This is a genomic window from Pseudomonas sp. Q11, from assembly GCF_024494355.1.
Taxonomy (GTDB): Bacteria; Pseudomonadota; Gammaproteobacteria; order Pseudomonadales; family Pseudomonadaceae; genus Aquipseudomonas; species Aquipseudomonas hefeiensis.
In genome coordinates this window covers 56,522-74,080 of sequence record NZ_JAKNQY010000018.1, presented here as the reverse complement: position 1 = coordinate 74,080, position 17,559 = coordinate 56,522, and the positions used below count along the sequence as shown (strand labels likewise).

General features: G+C 62.6%; 13 protein-coding genes. 10 read left to right on the top strand and 3 right to left on the bottom strand.

The window, feature by feature from the left end:
• Nucleotides 1-50 precede the first annotated feature (50 nt).
• The 3 genes from dxs to MA884_RS18850 form a co-directional block, all read right to left on the bottom strand.
• Nucleotides 51-1,949: a 1-deoxy-D-xylulose-5-phosphate synthase gene (dxs, locus tag MA884_RS18860; protein ID WP_256231917.1), complete on the bottom strand. Its 1,899-nt coding sequence runs from the start codon at nucleotides 1,947-1,949 to the stop codon at nucleotides 51-53.
• Between the two features lie 105 nt (nucleotides 1,950-2,054).
• Nucleotides 2,055-2,942: a (2E,6E)-farnesyl diphosphate synthase gene (gene ispA, locus MA884_RS18855; RefSeq protein ID WP_256231916.1), complete on the bottom strand. Its 888-nt coding sequence runs from the start codon at nucleotides 2,940-2,942 to the stop codon at nucleotides 2,055-2,057.
• Nucleotides 2,939-3,181, bottom strand: coding sequence for an exodeoxyribonuclease VII small subunit (locus MA884_RS18850; RefSeq protein WP_047229733.1), 243 nt, complete (start codon nucleotides 3,179-3,181; stop codon nucleotides 2,939-2,941). Before MA884_RS18850 ends, ispA begins: the two co-directional genes overlap by 4 nt.
• Nucleotides 3,182-3,696: 515 nt before the next feature.
• On the opposite strand from MA884_RS18850, the gene MA884_RS18845 reads away from it, so the two are divergent.
• From MA884_RS18845 to MA884_RS18800, 10 genes are all read left to right on the top strand, one after another.
• The gene (locus tag MA884_RS18845; protein WP_256231915.1) at nucleotides 3,697-4,485 is read left to right on the top strand and encodes a YfaP family protein; all 789 of its coding nucleotides are present in this window, start codon (nucleotides 3,697-3,699) and stop codon (nucleotides 4,483-4,485) included.
• 35 nt (nucleotides 4,486-4,520) lie between these two features.
• Nucleotides 4,521-6,230 (top strand): DUF2138 domain-containing protein, encoded by a 1,710-nt coding sequence (locus MA884_RS18840; protein WP_256231914.1) that lies wholly within the window; start codon nucleotides 4,521-4,523, stop codon nucleotides 6,228-6,230.
• Nucleotides 6,215-6,874, top strand: coding sequence for a DUF1175 domain-containing protein (locus MA884_RS18835; protein WP_371134789.1), 660 nt, complete (start codon nucleotides 6,215-6,217; stop codon nucleotides 6,872-6,874). The genes MA884_RS18840 and MA884_RS18835 overlap by 16 nt, the downstream gene beginning before the upstream one ends.
• Nucleotides 6,871-11,439, top strand: a complete 4,569-nt coding sequence (locus MA884_RS18830; RefSeq protein ID WP_256231954.1) for an alpha-2-macroglobulin — start codon at nucleotides 6,871-6,873, stop codon at nucleotides 11,437-11,439. The genes MA884_RS18835 and MA884_RS18830 overlap by 4 nt, the downstream gene beginning before the upstream one ends.
• Nucleotide 11,440: 1 nt before the next feature.
• Nucleotides 11,441-13,060, top strand: coding sequence for a DUF2300 domain-containing protein (locus MA884_RS18825; RefSeq protein ID WP_256231913.1), 1,620 nt, complete (start codon nucleotides 11,441-11,443; stop codon nucleotides 13,058-13,060).
• A gap of 3 nt (nucleotides 13,061-13,063) precedes the next feature.
• On the top strand, nucleotides 13,064-13,879 hold the full coding sequence (locus tag MA884_RS18820; RefSeq protein ID WP_256231912.1) for a YfaP family protein: 816 nt from the start codon (nucleotides 13,064-13,066) through the stop codon (nucleotides 13,877-13,879).
• Between the two features lie 409 nt (nucleotides 13,880-14,288).
• On the top strand, nucleotides 14,289-14,870 hold the full coding sequence (locus tag MA884_RS18815; protein ID WP_092394936.1) for a YjfI family protein: 582 nt from the start codon (nucleotides 14,289-14,291) through the stop codon (nucleotides 14,868-14,870).
• Between the two features lie 24 nt (nucleotides 14,871-14,894).
• Nucleotides 14,895-15,593: a PspA/IM30 family protein gene (locus MA884_RS18810; RefSeq protein ID WP_047229446.1), complete on the top strand. Its 699-nt coding sequence runs from the start codon at nucleotides 14,895-14,897 to the stop codon at nucleotides 15,591-15,593.
• Nucleotides 15,594-15,859: 266 nt separating this feature from the next.
• A complete protein-coding gene (locus MA884_RS18805) occupies nucleotides 15,860-16,897 on the top strand; it encodes an ion channel (protein ID WP_256231911.1) in 1,038 nt (345 codons plus the stop codon).
• Entirely contained in the window at nucleotides 16,884-17,558 is a 675-nt protein-coding gene (locus MA884_RS18800) for a DUF2491 family protein (protein ID WP_256231910.1), read from the top strand. The genes MA884_RS18805 and MA884_RS18800 overlap by 14 nt, the downstream gene beginning before the upstream one ends.
• Nucleotide 17,559: the final 1 nt, after the last annotated feature.

Genomic DNA, 17,559 nt, shown 5'->3' with positions numbered 1-17,559 from the left:
CGCCATCGCGAGCAGGCTCGCTCCCACAAGGGATTTGTGCGGTCTGAGAATTACCGGCCCAACAGCTGCAACCGCTGGCGCACCGCCCCTTCGATCCCAGCCTCGTCCAGCCCGCATTCGGCTAGCATCTGCGCCGGTTTAGCGTGTTCGACGTAGATGTCCGGCAGGCCCAGGTGCAGCACCGACTTGAGGATGTTTTCCCGGGCCAGGAATTCGCTGACCGCCGCCCCGGCGCCGCCCATGATGGCGTTTTCCTCGATGGTCACCAGCAGTTCGTGACTGCCGGCCATCTCGCGCACCAGGGTTTCGTCCAGGGGTTTGACGAAACGCATGTCCACCACGGTGGCGTCCAGGGTTTCGGCGACCTTCAGGGCCTCGGCCAGTTGTACGCCAAACACCAGCAGGGCGGTCTGCTTGCCCCGGCGGCGGATCACGCCCTTGCCGATTTCGATCGGCTCAAGATCAGCTTCAATGGTCGCGTTCGGGCCGCTGCCGCGAGGGTAGCGCACCGCCGCCGGGCCATTGAACAGGTGCCCAGTGGTGAGCATTTTGCGCAACTCGTTTTCATCGCTTGGCGTCATCAGCAGCATGCCGGGGATGCAGCGCAGGAACGAAAGATCGAAGCTGCCGGCGTGGGTCGGGCCGTCTTCGCCCACCAAACCTGCGCGGTCGATGGCGAACAGCACATCGAGGTTTTGCACCGCGACGTCATGAACAAGCTGGTCGTAGCCGCGTTGCAGGAAGGTCGAATAAATCGCCACCACCGGTTTTGCGCCTTCGCACGCCATGCCGGCGGCGAGGGTGACGGCGTGCTGCTCGGCAATCGCCACGTCGAAGTAGCGCTGCGGGTAGCGTTCGCTGAAGGCCACCAGGTCCGAGCCTTCTTTCATCGCAGGGGTGATGCCCACCAGACGCGGGTCCGCGGCGGCCATGTCGCACAGCCATTGGCCGAACACAGCGGAATATTTGGGTCCGCTGGCCTTCTTCGGGGCGGCGGCCGGGGCATCCACCGGTTCGAGCTTGGTGATGGCGTGGTAACCGATCGGGTCGACTTCCGCGGGGGCGAAGCCTTTGCCTTTCTTGGTCACCACATGCAGGAACTGCGGGCCTTTGAGATCGCGCATGTTGCGCAGGGTCGCGATCAGCGTGGGCAGGTCATGGCCGTCGATGGGGCCGATGTAGTTCCAGCCCAGCTCTTCGAACAGCGTACCGGGCACCAGCATGCCCTTGGCGTATTCCTCGGTGCGGCGGGCGATTTCCCATGCGCCGGGCAGGCGCGAGAGCACCTTCTTGCTGCCTTCGCGCATGCTGGCGTAGGTGCGGCTGGAAAGAATCTTCGCCAGGTAGTTGGACAACCCACCGACGTTGCGCGAGATCGACATGTCGTTGTCGTTGAGGATCACCAGCATGTTGGCGTTGACTTCCGGCGCGTGGTTCAGCGCTTCGAAAGCCATGCCTGCCGTCAGTGCGCCATCGCCGATCACGGCAATCGCCTTGCGCTCGCTGTTTTGCAGACGGGCGGCAATTGCCATGCCCAGGGCGGCGCTGATGGAGGTGCTGGAATGGCCGACACCAAAAGTGTCGTATTCGCTCTCGGAGCGGCGCGGGAACGCTGCCACGCCGTCCTTCTGGCGCAGCGTGCCCATGCGCTCGCGACGGCCAGTGAGGATTTTATGCGGATAGGCCTGATGACCGACGTCCCACACCAGCCGGTCGTCCGGGGTGTCGAATACGTAATGCAGCGCGATCGTCAGCTCGATGACGCCAAGGCCGGCACCGAAGTGTCCGCCGGTCTGGCCGACTGTGTAGAGCAGCTCCAGGCGTAACTCATCGGCCAGGGTTTCCAGCTCGGCTTCACCCAGGCGACGCAAGCCGTCCGGCGTGTTGGCGCGGTCCAGCAGCGGCGTGGTCGGGCGTTTGCGGGGAATCTCTTGAAACGTCGTGGGCATCAGGCGAATCGTTATAGGTATAGAAAGAGGCGGCAGTTTACCTTATGCATCGCAAGCTGCCCACGCGTAGGCTGGAACTTGGCCGATACGCGGTCTGACCCCGTATCAGCTGCGGCGTTCGACGATATATCGCGCCAGCTCGCGCAACGGTTCGGCAGCCGCGTCAAAGGGTCGCAGCGCGCTCAGGGCCTGGTCGCGCAACTCCAGGGCATAGGCCTTGGCGGCGTCGAGACCGAGCAGGGCCGGGTAGGTCGGTTTGTCGCGAGCGATATCGGCGCCCTGGCGTTTGCCCAGGGTCTGGGTATCGCTTTCGACGTCGAGTATGTCGTCCTGCACCTGGAACGCCAGGCCAATGGCCCGGGCGTAGGTCTGCAAGGCTTGCAGCTGGTCAGGCGTGGCCCGGCCGCTGGCCAGGGCACCGAGTTTGACGCTGGCCTCGATCAAAGCACCGGTCTTGTGCCGATGCATGTATTCCAGCGCGCTCTGATCCAGCTTGAGGCCCACCGAACCGAGGTCGATGGCCTGGCCGCCGACCATCCCGGCCGGGCCTGCCGCCAGCGCCAGGGCGCTGACCATGTCCAGGCGAATCTGCGCCGGGCAATCGTTCAGCGCCGGCGCCAGCAGGGCGCTGAAGGCCAGGCTTTGCAAGCCGTCACCGGCCAGGATCGCGCAGGCTTCGTCGAATTTCTTGTGGGTGGTGGGTTGGCCGCGACGCAAATCGTCGTCGTCCATGGCCGGCAGATCATCATGGACCAGCGAATACGCGTGGATCAGCTCCACCGCACAGGCCGCGCCGTTGGCCTGTTCGGGCGCACCGCCCAAGGCCTCGCACGCAGCGTAGGCCAGCAGCGGACGCACGCGCTTGCCGCCGTTCATCACGCTGTAGCGCATGGCCTCGTACAAACGCGCCAACTCAGGGCTTGGGGCGGTGAACAGCGTATCCAGCGCCGCGTTGACCCGGGCCTGGCTGCCGGCCTGATAGGCGCCGATCATTCAGGCTGGTCCGCGTCGAAAGGCTCTTCGGTCAGCTCACCATCGCGTTCGAGCAGCAGTTGCACCTTTTGCTCGGCCTGGGCCAGCGCCGCCTGGCAGTCGCGAGTCAAGCCGATACCCTGCTCGAAGGCGGTCAGCGAGTCTTCCAGCGACAACTCGCCGTTCTCCAGCCGCTCGACCAGCGTTTGCAGGTCGGCCAGAGATTGTTCGAAGTCCAGTGCAGCTTTTTTGCGGGCCATGGCGGCGATTCCGGTTGACTGTTAAACGGGCGCGACACTAGCAGACATGGGGTATTGGGGCAAATCAGAGCAGGGCCCGCGCGGTTCGTGAGGCACTGCTTTTGGTAAGGGGCAAGCTCCTGTTGGACCTGTTGGACCTGTTGGACCTGTAGGAGCTGTCGAGTGCAACGAGGCTGCGATCTTCCCCTTGCCAATTGAATCTTGAGCGAAAGTTAAAAGATCGCAGGCTTCGCCAGCGCCAATAGAGCCAACGGGATTACCTCAGAAGTTACCTCAGTTTCCGTATTCGGCTCATTTCGTGAGCCGAATAACCATGCTAATCGGCTCACGCCCCCCTCAGTACGTGATTTCCCACACAGATTCGCGCGTTCCCTGATTGTGAATAATCCGCCGAATCGCTAACCTTCGCCGCATCTACGGGCCCCTTGTGGCGGGGCCTTCAGACGTAACCCGAATAATGACAGGCAGCGCCGAGGAAGGGCGCCGGGTTGCGTCATGCATGGCAGGAGGCATACATGCGTTTTCTTTCATTGTTGATCGTGCTGGCGGGCGCGCCACTGGCGTGGGCCGAGCCTGCTGCCGAGCTGTCGGAGCCCGTGGGCGGCTGGCGTTACAGCGGCTTGCTCGATCGCACTGAAAACCCGCGCGTGGCCTATCCCACGCCGCCCATCGACCGAGGCGTGCAGCGCAATCGCACGATTATCGAGGGCCGGCTCAAGGCCATGGGCACCGCCCGAGCGCCCCACAGCCTGGCGGTCAACGGCAATCCACTGAATCTTTATACCGACGATGAAGGGCGTTTCGCCCGGCCGTATGCCTTTGGCGCTGGCTCCAACAGCGTCGAAGTGCGCAGCTCCGCAGGTCAGTCCCTCAAGCGCGTGCAGTTCTATGAAGCCAACAATCAGCGAACTCCGGCGCAGATCCGCGTGGTGCTGGGCTGGGACGATCCCAAGGCCGAGCTGGACCTGCACATCGTCACCCCCGACGGCCAGCATGCGTTCTTCGGCCGGCCGGCGTTGAGCAACGGTGGCGGCCTCGACCCCGATGGCGTCGATGGGCCCGGTCCCGAGACGTTCACCATGACCGCGCCGATGCACGGTACCTACCTGGTCTACGTGAACTACTGGGGCAACTACGGCAACGGTGGCTACAACTTTGAAGAAACCAGCAACCAGAACGAGGTGATCACCTCGCAGATCAACCTGGTGCTCAACGAAAACACCGTCGATGAAAAACGCGAAACCTTTGTCGTGCCCCTGCGCGCCATCGGCGATCTGTTGCTGGTCAAGACGTTCAACTACTAAGTATCCGCTCCACGGATGAACAGGCCCTTGTGAATATGAGCGACAACACTGCTTCCCCGACCGCGCCGACTCCTGTCGCCAAACCTGTGCGCCGCTGGCCGGCGTTGCTGATCGGGCTATGCCTGGTGGCCGGTGTCGCCGCCGGACTGGGTTGGTTCATGACCAAGCCCAAGGCGCCGCCCATGGCACTGGCACTGGAAAAACTCGGCCTGAGCCGCCCCGACGGCCTGCTCGAGGCCCACTCCCTGAGCCAGTTGCCCAAGGACTTGCTGGCGGTGCCGTTCCTCAAGGCCACGCTCACCGAGGATTTCGTCTTCTATTACCAAACCCATGCCGACCGCCTCGGGCTGATCGGCAGCCTGCGACGGATCATCTACGAGCATGACCTCAAACTGCAGGACAGCCTGATCGAGCAGCTTTTTGACCAGCCGGCCGATGTAGCGCTATGGCGCGGCGCCGACGGGCGGCTCAGGGATTTTTTGCTGGTAATGGATCGTGGGGGCCTGGCCAAGGTCCTGGAGCCGTTGGCAAAAGTGGCGCTGGATGATTCACAGCTCAGCCAGCTCGGTGAGATGAAAGTGGCCGGCGACGTAGTGCCGGTCTATCAGCTCACCTATAACGCCAGCAAAGCCCTGGTATTCGCTTCCCATGGCGACAAACTCGTGGTGTTGTCCAATCCGACCAGGCTCTACGACCTGGGAAGTGGCCCCACCGACGAACCTGGCATGGTCTCGACCCAGGCCCTCGAAGCGCTGCTGGCCGGTGAAAAACTCTTCCCCGAAGCCTTCGGCCTGCTGCCCAAGGCGCCTGAGGTCAAGCAACGCATCTCGGTCAATGCCAGCGTGCTCGCCATGGGCTACCAGCGATTCATCCCGAACTTCGCCGGGTTGCGTTTCGACATGGACGACAACGGCTGGCACAGCTTCCTGGCCATGGACGAGCTGGAGAACCAACCAGACTTCGACTTCAAGCCCATCTGGCAAGCCATGCCCATGGGCGCCAGCGCCTGCGTCGCCTTGCCTCTGGCGGCCGAACAACAGAAGCCATTGCTGGTGAAACTCGGTGCCGACGACAACGCGGCCCAGGCCATGATCGAGCACATGGCCGGCGCGGCGGGGCTGTGCTGGTACGCCGATTCGCGGCTGTACACACCACTGCTGGTGGCGAACCTGAACGATGACGGTGGCAAGCTCGATGCCGACCTGGGCAACCTGTTCGGTTCGATGGTGGGCGCCTACGAAAACAACGTGGCCGAACATGCATTTCCCGTTGTTGAAACACAGGAAGGCCCGATGCACCGCTGGCAACGCCAGGTCAGCTCCAACTTCGGCCCTTACCCGGCCAAGGACGCCGCGCAGCCGGAGGCGATCACCGGCAAGGCGTTCATGCAAGTCAGCCTGGCGCGGCACGGTTCGACGCTGTTGTTTTCCCTCGATGACAAACTGCTGGACAAGGCCCTCGGCACCCTCGACAAACGCTTCCCGCCCATGGCCGACGTGGTGCCCAAGGACCTGCTGATGCCGGTCTACTTCGGTCCGGATGCCATGGCGCAACTGATGCAGCGCGAAACCCTCGACAGCTTGCCCCAGGACATGGAACCGGTGTTCTACAACGCCGCGCAAACCTACCTGATTCCGAAGCTGCGCACCCTCGGCGGCTACGGTAAATACGCCCTGACGTTGCCTGAAGGCAGCGAACCGGACGGCCACTGGCAGTGGTTGCCACTGGAATGGAAAGCACTGTGACCGGGTTGATCCGCCGCCCGGTATGGGTGTTGATGCTGGCGCTGCTGCTGGGCGGGCAGGCGTTTGCCGCTCAGACACCCTCGCTGGATGTGCAGCAATCGAAGGTCTTTCGCGCCTGGTTCGTGCGCATTGCCCAGGAACAACTGACCAAAGGCCCGAGCCCGCGCTGGTACCAGCAGGACTGCGCCGGGCTGGTGCGCTTTGCGGCCAATGAAGCGCTGAAGGTCCACGACCAGAAGTGGTTGCGCAGCAATGGCCTGTCCAATCGCTACCTGCCGCCAGAGCTTGAGCTGAGTGATGCCCAGCGACGTCTGGCCCAGCAATGGCAACAGGGCGGCGGCAAGGTCGGGCCCTACGTCAACGCCATCAAGCTGATCCAGTTCAACAGCCATCTGGTGAGCCGGGACGTCACCCAGGCACGTCCGGGCGACCTGATGTTTTTCGATCAGGGCGATGACCAGCACCTGATGATCTGGATGGGCCGCAATATCGCCTACCACACCGGCACCACCACCCCAACCGACAACGGCATGCGCTCGGCAAGCCTGCAGCAACTCATGAACTGGAAGGACACCCGATGGATACCCGACGCAGCCAACCCCAACTTCATCGGCGTCTATCGACTCAATTTTCTCTCCCAATGACCGGTGCCCACATGCTGCGCTTGTGTTCAAAATTGCCCCTGCTGTTGGCCCTGTTGCTGGCACCGATCGTTCACGCCGAAGACACCGTGGAGCCCAGCGGCTACACGCCGTTGGCCGGTGAAAGCTTCTTCCTGCTGGCCGACAGCAGTTTTGCCAGTGACGAGCAAGCCATGGTTCGCCTCGAAGCACCGGGTCGCGATTATCGGAAATTCCGCATGGAACCGTACGGCGGTGCCGATATCCGCGTTTATCGCATCGAAAAACCGCTGGATTTCCTCAAGCGTCAGAAGAACCTGCACCGGGTGGTCAGCGACGGCCAGTTCAAGGGCGAAGGGCTGTCGAACACCCTGGCGTACCTGTGGGACAACTGGTACCGCAAATCCCGTCGGGTGATGCAGCGGGCGTTTTCCTACGAGTCGCGTCAGCAAGTCACCGAACAAGTGCCGGAACTGAAAATGGGCAGCGCCATCGCCGCGCCGACGCCGTACGACGCGCAACCACAGTTCGCCTTGATTCCGGGTTTGCCGGTGGTCAGCCAGTTCCGTTATCCGCTCTGGCAGGCCAAGCCGATCCAGCCGCCAGCGGGGGTCAACCTGGCGGGTTCGTCGAGTGAGTTCGTCAGCGTCGCGCCAGGCAACGTCTACGTGCCGCTGGGCCAGTTGAAGCCGGGTCTGTACCTGGTAGAAGCGCTGATCGGTAAATACCGGGCCACCACCATGGTCTTTGTCTCCAACACCGTGGCGGTGAGCAAGATCGCCGGTGACGAGCTGCTGGTCTGGGCCGCGCGTAAACACGAAGGTCGTTCGGTGCCCAAGGTCAACGTACTGTGGACCGACGGCCTGGGTGTGATGAGCAGTGGTGCCACCGATGAAGACGGCTTGCTGCGCCTCAAGCACGTCAGCCCGGAGCGTTCGTTCGTCATCGGCGAGGACGAGGAAGGCGGGGTATTTGTCTCGGAAAACTTCTACTACGACAGCGAAATCTACGACACCAAGCTGTTCGCCTTCACCGACCGACCGCTGTATCGGCCGGGGGATTGGGTGTCGCTGAAAATCGTCGGCCGTGAATTCAAGAATGCCCGGGACTCGGTGCAGCCGACAGCCGCCGACGTCCATGTCAGCGTGCTGGATGCTACCGGCACCGCGTTGCAGACCCTGGCCCTGAAGCTCGATTCCAAGGCCGGTACCCAGGGCCGTTTCCAGCTGCCGGAAAACGCCGTGGCCGGTGGGTATGAGCTGCGCTTTAGCTACAAGGACCAGCTCTACAGCAGTGCCTTTCGCGTGGCCGAATACATCAAGCCGCACTTCGAGATCGCGCTGAACCTCGCCAAGCAGGATTACCGCACCGGCGAGCCGGTCAAGGGTGCTCTCGTGCTGCTCTACCCGGACGGTAAGCCGGTGGCCAACGCCAAGGTGAGCCTGAGCCTGCGGGCCCAGCAACTGTCGATGGTGGATAACGAGCTGCAATACCTGGGGCAATTCCCGGTGGAACTGACCAGCAGTGAAGTGACCACCGATGCCAAGGGCAACGCCAGTCTCGAGCTGCCGGCCGCCGACAAGCCGAGCCGCTATACACTCACTGTGTTTGCCAGCGATGGCGCGGCGTATCGGGTCAAGACCACCAAGGAAATTCTCATCGACCGTGGCGCGGCTAACTTTCGCCTGAGCGCGCCCCGGCGTTTCAGCGCCGCCGGCGAGGACGTCTCGTTCAGCTACACCAACGAGGGTGGCAACGCGCAAAGCAACGCCGTGACGCCGGGCAGCTACGCCTGGGTACGGCTGGAAGACCAGAGCACCGGCGAGGGCAAACTGACGGCCCAGGACAAGGGCTTCAGCCTGACGTTCGAGCGTCCGGGCACCTACAACCTGACCCTCAAGGACGATCACGGTCGGGTCATTGGCGCCACTGGCCATTCGGTAACCGGCGAAGGCATCAAGGCCGTGCCGGGCACCGTTGAGATCGTTCTCGACAAAGCCCAATACCAGGCTGGTGACGAAGCCCTGGCGCTGATCACCTTCCCGGAGCCGGTCAGCGATGCGCTGCTGTCTCTGGAGCGGGACAAGGTCGAGGCCACGGCGCTGCTGTCCAAGGGCGGCGACTGGCTGAAGATGGAAAAGCTCAGCGACACTCAATACCGCGCGCGAATTCCGGTGAAGGATGCCTTTGCGCCGAACCTGACCTTCTCGGTGCTGTACACCAAGGGCGGCCAGTACAGCTTCCAGAACGCCGGTATCAAGGTGGTCGCGCCGCAAATCGACGTCGCCATCGTCACTGACAAAGCGACTTATCGGCCTGGCGACACGGTGACCGTGGACCTGAGCACCCAGTTCGTCGGCAAGGCGATCCCGGCGCACCTGACCGTCAGTGTCGTGGATGAAATGATCTACGCCCTGCAACCGGAAGTGGCGCCGACCATCGATCAGTTTTTCTACCATCCGCGTCGCAACAACGTGCGCACCAGCGCCAGCCTGTCGTTCATCAGCTATGACGTGGCCCTGCCGGGGACCCCGGGGGCACCGGGCAAGGCCAACCGCAGCGAGCGCGGTGTCAAAGTGTTGGAGCGGCCTCGTCGTGAAGACGTCGACACTGCCGCGTGGCAACCGGAGCTGGTCACCGACGCCAACGGCAAGGCCCGCTTCACCTTCAAGATGCCGGACTCCCTGACCCGCTGGCGCATCACCGCCCGGGCCATTGCCGACGACGGCCAGGTGGGTCAGAAAAAGCAATTTATCGGTTCAGAGAAGCCGTTGTACCTGAAGTGGAGCGGCCCGACCCGGTTCCGCAGTGGCGACAAGCCGCAAATGGGCCTGTTCGCTTTCAGCCAGTCCGAGAAACCGCTGAAGGCCGAGTTGCTGATCCGTTACGCCGGTACTGAGCAACGCGTGGTGGCGGACCTGAAGCACGGCATCAACTATGTGGCGCTACCGTCTCTGGAGTTGAGCAACGGTGACTTGAACGTGCAGTTGCAGGTCAACGGCGAAACCCAGGACACCCTGGCCGTGCAACTCAATGCCATTGGCTACGGTTGGCAAGTCACCCAGAGCCAGCGCCTTGACGTGGCGAGCGGCGATACACCGCTGAGCCTGCCGCTTGATGCCAGCGATATCCGCCTGCGCCTGGACGACAGCCCGCAAGCGCTGTTCCGGTCGGCCCTGGATGATTTGTTGAGCTACCCCTACGGCGGCGTCGAGCAAACCGCCAGTCGTCTGCTGCCGTTGAGCATCGCCTACCCGACCCTGGCGACGAACCCGCAGATTCGTGATCGCTTGCGGCTGATCATGCAAAACAGTCGCCTGCGCCTGGTGCAAATGGCCGGGCCTGCGGCGAGCTTCACCTGGTGGGGCCAGGTTGGCGAACCGGATGCGTTCCTCACGGCCTACGCCTATTACGCTGACTGGCACGCCAGCAAAGCCCTGGACCTGAGCCTGCCGCCGGAACACTGGCAGCGGGTGCTGGAGGTCTACGCCAAGCAGGCCGGCGATACACCGTTGTTGCAGCGTGCGTTGATCCTGTCGTTCGCCAAACAGATGCAACTGCCGGTCAATACCTTGCTCAGCGGCTTGATGGACGACCTGGTGAAAGCCGGCGAGGGCAGCGCTTTGAGCGTGATGGACAGTGGCGAAGACAGTCTGGTCATGAGCGCGCCGGATTCGGCCCTGGGCCTGGCCAGCGCCCGCATGCTGACGGCGTCCCTCGCCAGGCAGATGAAGGTGCCGCTGCCGGAGGCCTTCAGTCGGCAACTGGACGCCGCGCAACAGCAACTGGACGTCAGCTCCCAGCCATTCGTCGAGGCCTTGAGCCTGTCGTTGCAAAGCTTCGATCAGGCGCGTGCCAAGGCATTACTCGAACGTCTGCTGCCGCAGCAATCCACCCTTGAACGGGCCCTGGCCTTGACCTGGTTGCAGGGCAGCATCGAACAGGCCGCGCCAGCGGTGGCACTGACCCCGGGCGAAGGCTGGAAGGCCCGGCAAGGCGCCACCGGTGAAACCTACTGGCAATGGCAGGGGGCGCAGCTACCGACCCTGCTGACCCTCAGCGGTGCCGAGGAGCGCCCGCTGCAAGCGGCACTGAGCTACCAGAGCCAGCAGGCGCCCGTGGCGCCGATGGCGGTGACCATCACCCGGCGCTTGTCCCGCCTGGTACCGGGCGACGAGGCCTTCACCTTCAAGCTCGAAGCCGTGGGCAGCAAGCCGCTGTCCAGCGACAGCCTTTATCTGGATGAAGTGATCATCAACAGCAAGGCCTCTACGCCGCTGCGCTACGGCATGCTCGAAGTGCCGCTGCCGCCGGGTGCCGATGTGGAGCGCACCACCTGGGGCATCCAGTTGCTGGGCAAGGCCGGCAGCGAGCCGACCTCCCTGGAGAAGGCGCGCTTCGAACCGGGGCAGATGGGTTACGCGGTGCCGCTGGACGCCCTCAGTGGCGAGCTGCGCCTGCGGCATCTGGTGCGCTTCTCCCAGAAGGGCCGGTTCACCTTGCCGCCGGTGCGCTTCACCCAGGTCTATGCGCCGCAGCATCAGGCTCGGGAACAGAAACCGGCGCTCGGTCAGGTCACGGTCAACTGACATGCGCTGGCCGCGGCTTGGGTGGTTGTTGTGCTTGATCCCTGCGCTGGCCGCAGCGCAGGAGGAGCCGTTGCGCCTGGCTTTCGACGGTCAGTTGCTGCGGGTGAGCCAGACCCAGGTGCTGGACCGTCAGCCCTTGTCCGATGCCGTGCAGGCGCCGCTGGGCAGTGTGTGGAAGCTGTTTGTCTACGCATGGCTGGTGGACACTGGCGCCCGCGAACCGGTTTATGAATGTCGCGGCCAGTCCAAAGAGGAGGTCTATTGTTGTAGCGCCGGGCAGAGCATCGGTCGCGATCAGGCGTTGGTGAAATCCTGCGGCCTGTATTTCGAGCCGCAGCGGCTGGGGCTTTCGGCCACCCACTGGCGCGATTACTGGCAGGCCCGCCAGGCGCCGTCGTGGCTGCTGGACCTGCCGAGCCTGCAACCGCAAAAACAGGTTCGCGTGGCTGAGCTGCTCAAGGCACTGGCGATGCTGCCGGCTCAGGATCAGGCCCGTCGGGTACTGCTGGACGTGGTGCTCAACGCGGCGGATGGGCGTCTTGTCGGTCAGTTGGGCAGTCGTCTGCGGGTCAAGACCTGGAGTTGGCTGGGTGAACAGGATCCTTCATCGCGCCAGGGCGGCTTCGCCGGTTGGCTAGCCGACGGCACGCCAGTGTGGGCCGGTGGACGTGGCACCAGCGAGCAGATATTGAAGGCATACGGTGAAGGGTTGGCTACGGCACTGCCGTCCCGTTGGCCGGCGGAAACGGGGCGATGCGTGGAAGTGAACCTGTTCGCCCGGTATCCCTTGCAACGGGTGATGGCGGGTGACCGGCCAGCCACGCCGGGCCCGTTGCTCGGCGATTACCGTGTCGAGTTCACCAATGGCAACCAACTGGATATCCACAGCGACGGCGAGCTGTTCCTGCTGCCCGGCAAGCTGGTCGCGCGACTGGATCGGGAAGAGTACGTCGCCCGGGTCCTGCAGCGCGAAGCCAAGGCTGAACCCGCCGAGGCGGCCAAGGCCCTGGCCGTGGCGATCCGTAGCTACCTGCTGCAAAACGCCCAGCGTAACGGCGATTGCCTGAGCATCGACGACAGCAGTCATCGCCAGCGCGTCGCCCCACGTCCGGCGACGCCGCAAACCCGTGCCATCGCCGCCTGGACCAGCGATCTGGTGCTGGCAGGCACCGACGTGACCTACCACTCTGACCAATCCGCCCCGGACAAACTGTCCTGGGCCCACGCCGTGGAACAAGCCAGCGCCGGCCAGCGCTACGACGCCATCCTGCTGCATGCCTACCCGCGCGCGAGCCTCAGTCGCTGGGACAATCCGGTGGCGTCCTGTGAGGCGCTGCCCGCTGCCCAGGACTGGCTGTTGAAACAGCGACGCGGCTGGCGTCCTCGGCTGGCAGGTGAAGTGGGTTACAACGAAATCAGCGCGTTCGCCGTCTGCCGTGTCGCCTTCGGCCGGCCCTATGTCGACCGCGAACGCCGGCGCATCTACGTGCGCGGTGTGCTGTCGCTGCAAGACCGCCTCGACCTGACCCACGAATACTTGCACCTGGCCTTTGAAGCCCACCCCAACGGCCAGGACGAAACCTACATCGAAGGGCTCGCCCGTCACCTCTTGCTGGAATAGACCATGACACTCCGTTATCCACAGGCCTTGCTGTTGTTCTGCGCTTTGGCCGTGTTGCCGCCAGCCATTGCGGGCGAGGGCATCAAGCTCGATACCCCGGTTGGCGGCTGGCGCAGCGGCGCGCCGGGAGGCGAAGGGGAGCACTTTCTCCAGACCGTCAACTACCCGGCTTCTTCGGTCAACACCCCCCAGGGCCAGGCCAATACCGCCCGCATCAGCGGCCAGATCAAAGGCGCCCCCAAGGACGGCAACGAGCCAGGCAAACTCGTCATCAACGGCGTGACCCTGCCACTGAAACTCGACCCGCAAGGGCGCTTCGACCGGCCGTTCTCGTTCTCCAACGGCAGCAACAGCGTCGAAGTGCGCAGCCCCGACGGCCAGCAACGCCACCGCACCCAGTTCCTTAACACCAGCGGCGGCGCCACCCCGGCCAAGCTGCGGGTCTTGCTGACTTGGGACAGCGACGGCACCGACCTGGACCTGCACCTCGTCACCCCGGACGGCGCCCACATCTGGTACGGCGACCGCGTCGTCCCCAACGGCGCCGCGCTCGACGTCGATGTCACCACCGGCTACGGCCCGGAAATCATCGCCATGCCCGCGCCGATCAAAGGCCAGTACCTGGTGTACGTGAACTACTACGGCGGCGGTTATCGCCGTGACGAGGACGGCGAGCAACAAGCGGCACAAGCCCTGACCACGGCGCAGATCACCGTCATCACCGAAGAGGGCACGCCAAGCGAGAAGATGGAAACCTTCGTGGTGCCGATGCGTACGGCGGGGGAGTTGATGTTGGTCAAGAGCTTCAGCTATCCATAAGGCGCCATCAGCAAGATGTCAACCTGGGGGCTGTGGGAGCGGGCTTGCTCGCGAAGACGACAGTACATTCAACATCAATGCAAACTGACCCGCCGCCTTCGCGAGCAAGCCCGCTCCCACATTGGATCTGTGGTGGACTGCGGATTTGTGAACACCCCAAAAAACTGTGGGGGTGAGCTTTGCTCCCACAGGGTTGATCAACATTTGTGACAATTAAAAAACCTCACGCGTGAGCTATTGAGGGCACCGGGTATTCCCTGTAGTGTTTCTCACGCGTGAGTTTTTTCGCAGTGAGGTCAGCACCATGAACAGCCGCTCTCCAACAGATCCTGCGGGGTCTGTTACCGATTCAGCGAGCCGCAAGGGAGAGCGCTCGAAACCGTCCGTGAAAAAACCATCCAGCTTTTATATGAAGCAGATGCGCGCGGGCTTGAGTGCCGCCGGGTATGTGAAACACGAAACTTGGGTGCTTCCCGAAAACCGGAGCCTGCTCAAGCAGATGGAGAAACAGCTACGCCAACCGATTCTGGCTGGCTCATTCATGTCGGAGAATTACATGAGCGCAGGTAATAACTGGAACATTGATCGCCTCTTCAGTGCCCTTCAGGCCCTCGACGAAGTGGTGGCGAACGACATCACGCTCTCCCTCGTTCAAGGCTCGGAGTCCAGCATCAAACTGGAAATGAACGATTTTGGCGGCTTGCCGATTTACATCGCCGTGGTGGGGGATCAGATCATCGTCGACACCGTGCTGGTGGATGTCGAGTCGATCAACGACGTCGCGGCCTTCAATGATGCCGTGCTGCGCAGCCGGGAAATGTTCCCGCTGTCCTCCATCGGTATCGAGTCCATGCCCAACGGGCAGATTGTCTACAACATGTTTGGCGCACTGAGTTCCGACTCCAGCCTGACCAACGTCGTGACCGAGGTCAAAACCCTCGTCGACAACGTCCAGCGCGCCAGCGAAGCCTTCGAACGTTTCTTCATCTAATTTTTCGGGAACAGGAAATATCCAATGACTCAGTCCATCTGGAGCAAATTGTTCACCGCGCTGCGTGGTGGTGCCAACGAAGTCGGCGAATCGATCGTCGATCAACAGGCCCTGCGCATCCTCGACCAGGAAATTCGCGATGCTGACAGCGCGCTGGCCAACGCCAAGCGTGAGCTGGTCACCATCATGGCCAAGCACAAACTGTCGACTGACCGCGTCAGCGAGTACAACGCCAAGATCCAGGACCTGGAGTCCAAGGCGCTGGCCGCCATCCAGGCCAACCGCGAAGACCTGGCCCTGGAAGTGGCCGAAGCCATTTCGACCCTGACCTCTGAACTGGACGCCGAGCAAAAGCACGCGACCGAGTTCGGTGGTTACGCTGAAAACATGCGCAAGGACATCGTCAAGGCCGAGAACCGCATCAAAAGCCTGCGTCAGCAAGTGGACATGGCCAAGGCCCGTGAGAGCGTGCAGAAAGCCCAGGTCAGTGCTTCGATTGCCAGCGGCGGCGCCAATGGCAAGCTGGAAACCGCCGTCGGTACGCTGAACCGCTTGCAGGCCAAGCAACAGCAACGTGCCGCTGAACTGCAAGCCCAGGACGAACTGGCCGAGGCTTCGACCGGCAACGACCTGGAGCGCAAACTGCGCGATGCAGGCATCACGCCGAACGAAGGCAGCGCCAATGCGATTCTGGAACGCCTGAAGAAAAAATCGGCGGAGTAATTGGTACGCGCACACCGAACCCGTGGCGAGGGAGCTTGCTCCCGCTGGGGCGCGAAGCGGCCCCAAAGAATGGGACTGCTGCGCAGTCCAGCGGGAGCAAGCTCCCTCGCCACAATGGTGCCCGGCACTCCATAGATTTAATTGTGGGGCAGGTACTTCTATCCAATCCCCACAGCGGGTTTAATGCTGCCCCGTAACCGCACTTACGCACTCAGACGCCAGGGCGATGACGTCGCCAGGAATGAACCCACGGAGTCAGGGACGAAATGTCGATTTTCCTTTTACTGCGAACCTACGCCTCGTCCTTCTTCCATCGGTTCGGCTGGGCGGGACTGGCGATTGCGATGGGCGTGCACCTGGCCATCGCCTGGATCGGCCTGGTGCTTCTGGGCGAACAACACCTCATCACCGCCGCCACGTTCATCTACTTCTATCTCACCACCACGCTCACCGTCGGTTATGGCGATCTGTTGCCACAGACATCCGCCGGGCGAATTTTCGTGGCGACCTGGATCATGCTCGGGGGCATTGCCCTGTTGACGACGGTCATCGGCAAAACCACCAGCAGCGTCATTGATGTATGGAGAAAAGGCATGAAGGGCAAAGGCGATTTCACCGGCAAGACTGGTCACACCGTTCTCATCGGCTGGGAGGGCGCCTCCAGCGAGCGGGTCATCGAGTTGCTCCTGCAGGACGAAACGTCCAATGACAACCTGATTGTCATCTGTGATTGCGAGCTTGAAGAAAACCCCATGCCCGGCAAGACGACTTTTATCAAAGGTGAAAGCCTGTCCTCTGTCGCGCTTTTGCAGCGCGCCGGCGTGCCGGGTGCCGAACGCGTCCTGGTGCGCACCCACTCAGACGATCTGACCCTGTCCACCGTGCTGGCGGTCAATCAACTGAACCCTGTCGGGCATGTGGTCGCTCATTTCAATGACAGTGAAGTGGCCGCGCTCGCCAGCGCCTACGCGCCCAGCCTGGAGTGCACCTCCAGCATGGCCATCGAGATGTTGGTGCGTGCTTCACAGGATCCAGGCTCGTCGGTGGTTATCAATGAATTGCTGTGCGTGGGCGAGGGCGCCACTCAGTACCTGATGAAGCTGCCCGAAGCGTTTGATGCCGCGTTCGGCGATCTGTATGTGCAGATGAAAGAGCACCACAACGCCATTCTCATCGGCTACCGTGCCAAAGGCGCCCGGCATCCTTCGATCAACCCGCCCTGCGACACGCGCGTCGGGGGCGGCGGCGACCTCTTCTATATCGCCTCCGCGCGTCTCAAGGAAATCTCCAATGGGCTGGTTTAAACGGTTGATGGGCATCGAGGCGCCGAACTCGGGCACAGACTCCAAATGGGTCGCTAACCCAAGCCCAGCCGCCGTCGGGCCGCTGGGCCTGGCATCCGGCAAAGAACTCAGGTTCGATAGCACGCTGAAGTTGTTGCTCGACGGCAACACTGGTGTGGTCATCCCGGATGCCCAGCAGATCTGGAGCACCGGTATCGTCGACCTCGGGCAATCGAACTGGCTGACGCGCTGTTACATGAACGACGAGGACTACTGGTTGCAAGTGCACACCAGCGGCGACGTCGCCGGGCAGGTCGAGTCGGTGATCCTGTTCAATTACCTCAGTTACGTCACCCTCAACAGTGAAGCGGAGTTGCGGCGGCTGGCCGGGCCCGAAAGCCTGATCGGCCTGCCGACCTACAGTCATGACGGTGTCGAGTACAGCCGCGAATGGGGCACCGAGGAAGGCCAGACAGAACTGGTGGCGTTGAGCGAGCGCGTGAGCAATCCGGATGAGTCCTACAGCGTCGAGCACCGCTCAATGCTGTATGCCCGCGAAACCGGCCTGACCGATCGCCGGGAATTCCTGCTGTTTTCCGTCGAAGAAGATGCCGAAGGCAGCATCAGCTTGAGCACGTCGCTGGGCATTTCGCTGTATACCACTGACCTGAATACTTTTTGAA

Excerpts from the sequence above, each read along its gene's own strand:
- dxs (WP_256231917.1), bottom strand. The coding sequence starts at position 1,949 with ATGCCCACGACGTTTCAAGAGATTCCCCGCAAACGCCCGACCACGCCG.
- ispA (WP_256231916.1), bottom strand. The coding sequence starts at position 2,942 with ATGATCGGCGCCTATCAGGCCGGCAGCCAGGCCCGGGTCAACGCGGCG.
- MA884_RS18850 (WP_047229733.1), bottom strand. The coding sequence starts at position 3,181 with ATGGCCCGCAAAAAAGCTGCACTGGACTTCGAACAATCTCTGGCCGAC.
- MA884_RS18845 (WP_256231915.1), top strand. The coding sequence starts at position 3,697 with ATGCGTTTTCTTTCATTGTTGATCGTGCTGGCGGGCGCGCCACTGGCG.
- MA884_RS18840 (WP_256231914.1), top strand. The coding sequence starts at position 4,521 with ATGAGCGACAACACTGCTTCCCCGACCGCGCCGACTCCTGTCGCCAAA.
- MA884_RS18835 (WP_371134789.1), top strand. The coding sequence starts at position 6,215 with ATGGAAAGCACTGTGACCGGGTTGATCCGCCGCCCGGTATGGGTGTTG.
- MA884_RS18830 (WP_256231954.1), top strand. The coding sequence starts at position 6,871 with ATGACCGGTGCCCACATGCTGCGCTTGTGTTCAAAATTGCCCCTGCTG.
- MA884_RS18825 (WP_256231913.1), top strand. The coding sequence starts at position 11,441 with ATGCGCTGGCCGCGGCTTGGGTGGTTGTTGTGCTTGATCCCTGCGCTG.
- MA884_RS18820 (WP_256231912.1), top strand. The coding sequence starts at position 13,064 with ATGACACTCCGTTATCCACAGGCCTTGCTGTTGTTCTGCGCTTTGGCC.
- MA884_RS18815 (WP_092394936.1), top strand. The coding sequence starts at position 14,289 with ATGAAGCAGATGCGCGCGGGCTTGAGTGCCGCCGGGTATGTGAAACAC.
- MA884_RS18810 (WP_047229446.1), top strand. The coding sequence starts at position 14,895 with ATGACTCAGTCCATCTGGAGCAAATTGTTCACCGCGCTGCGTGGTGGT.
- MA884_RS18805 (WP_256231911.1), top strand. The coding sequence starts at position 15,860 with ATGTCGATTTTCCTTTTACTGCGAACCTACGCCTCGTCCTTCTTCCAT.
- MA884_RS18800 (WP_256231910.1), top strand. The coding sequence starts at position 16,884 with ATGGGCTGGTTTAAACGGTTGATGGGCATCGAGGCGCCGAACTCGGGC.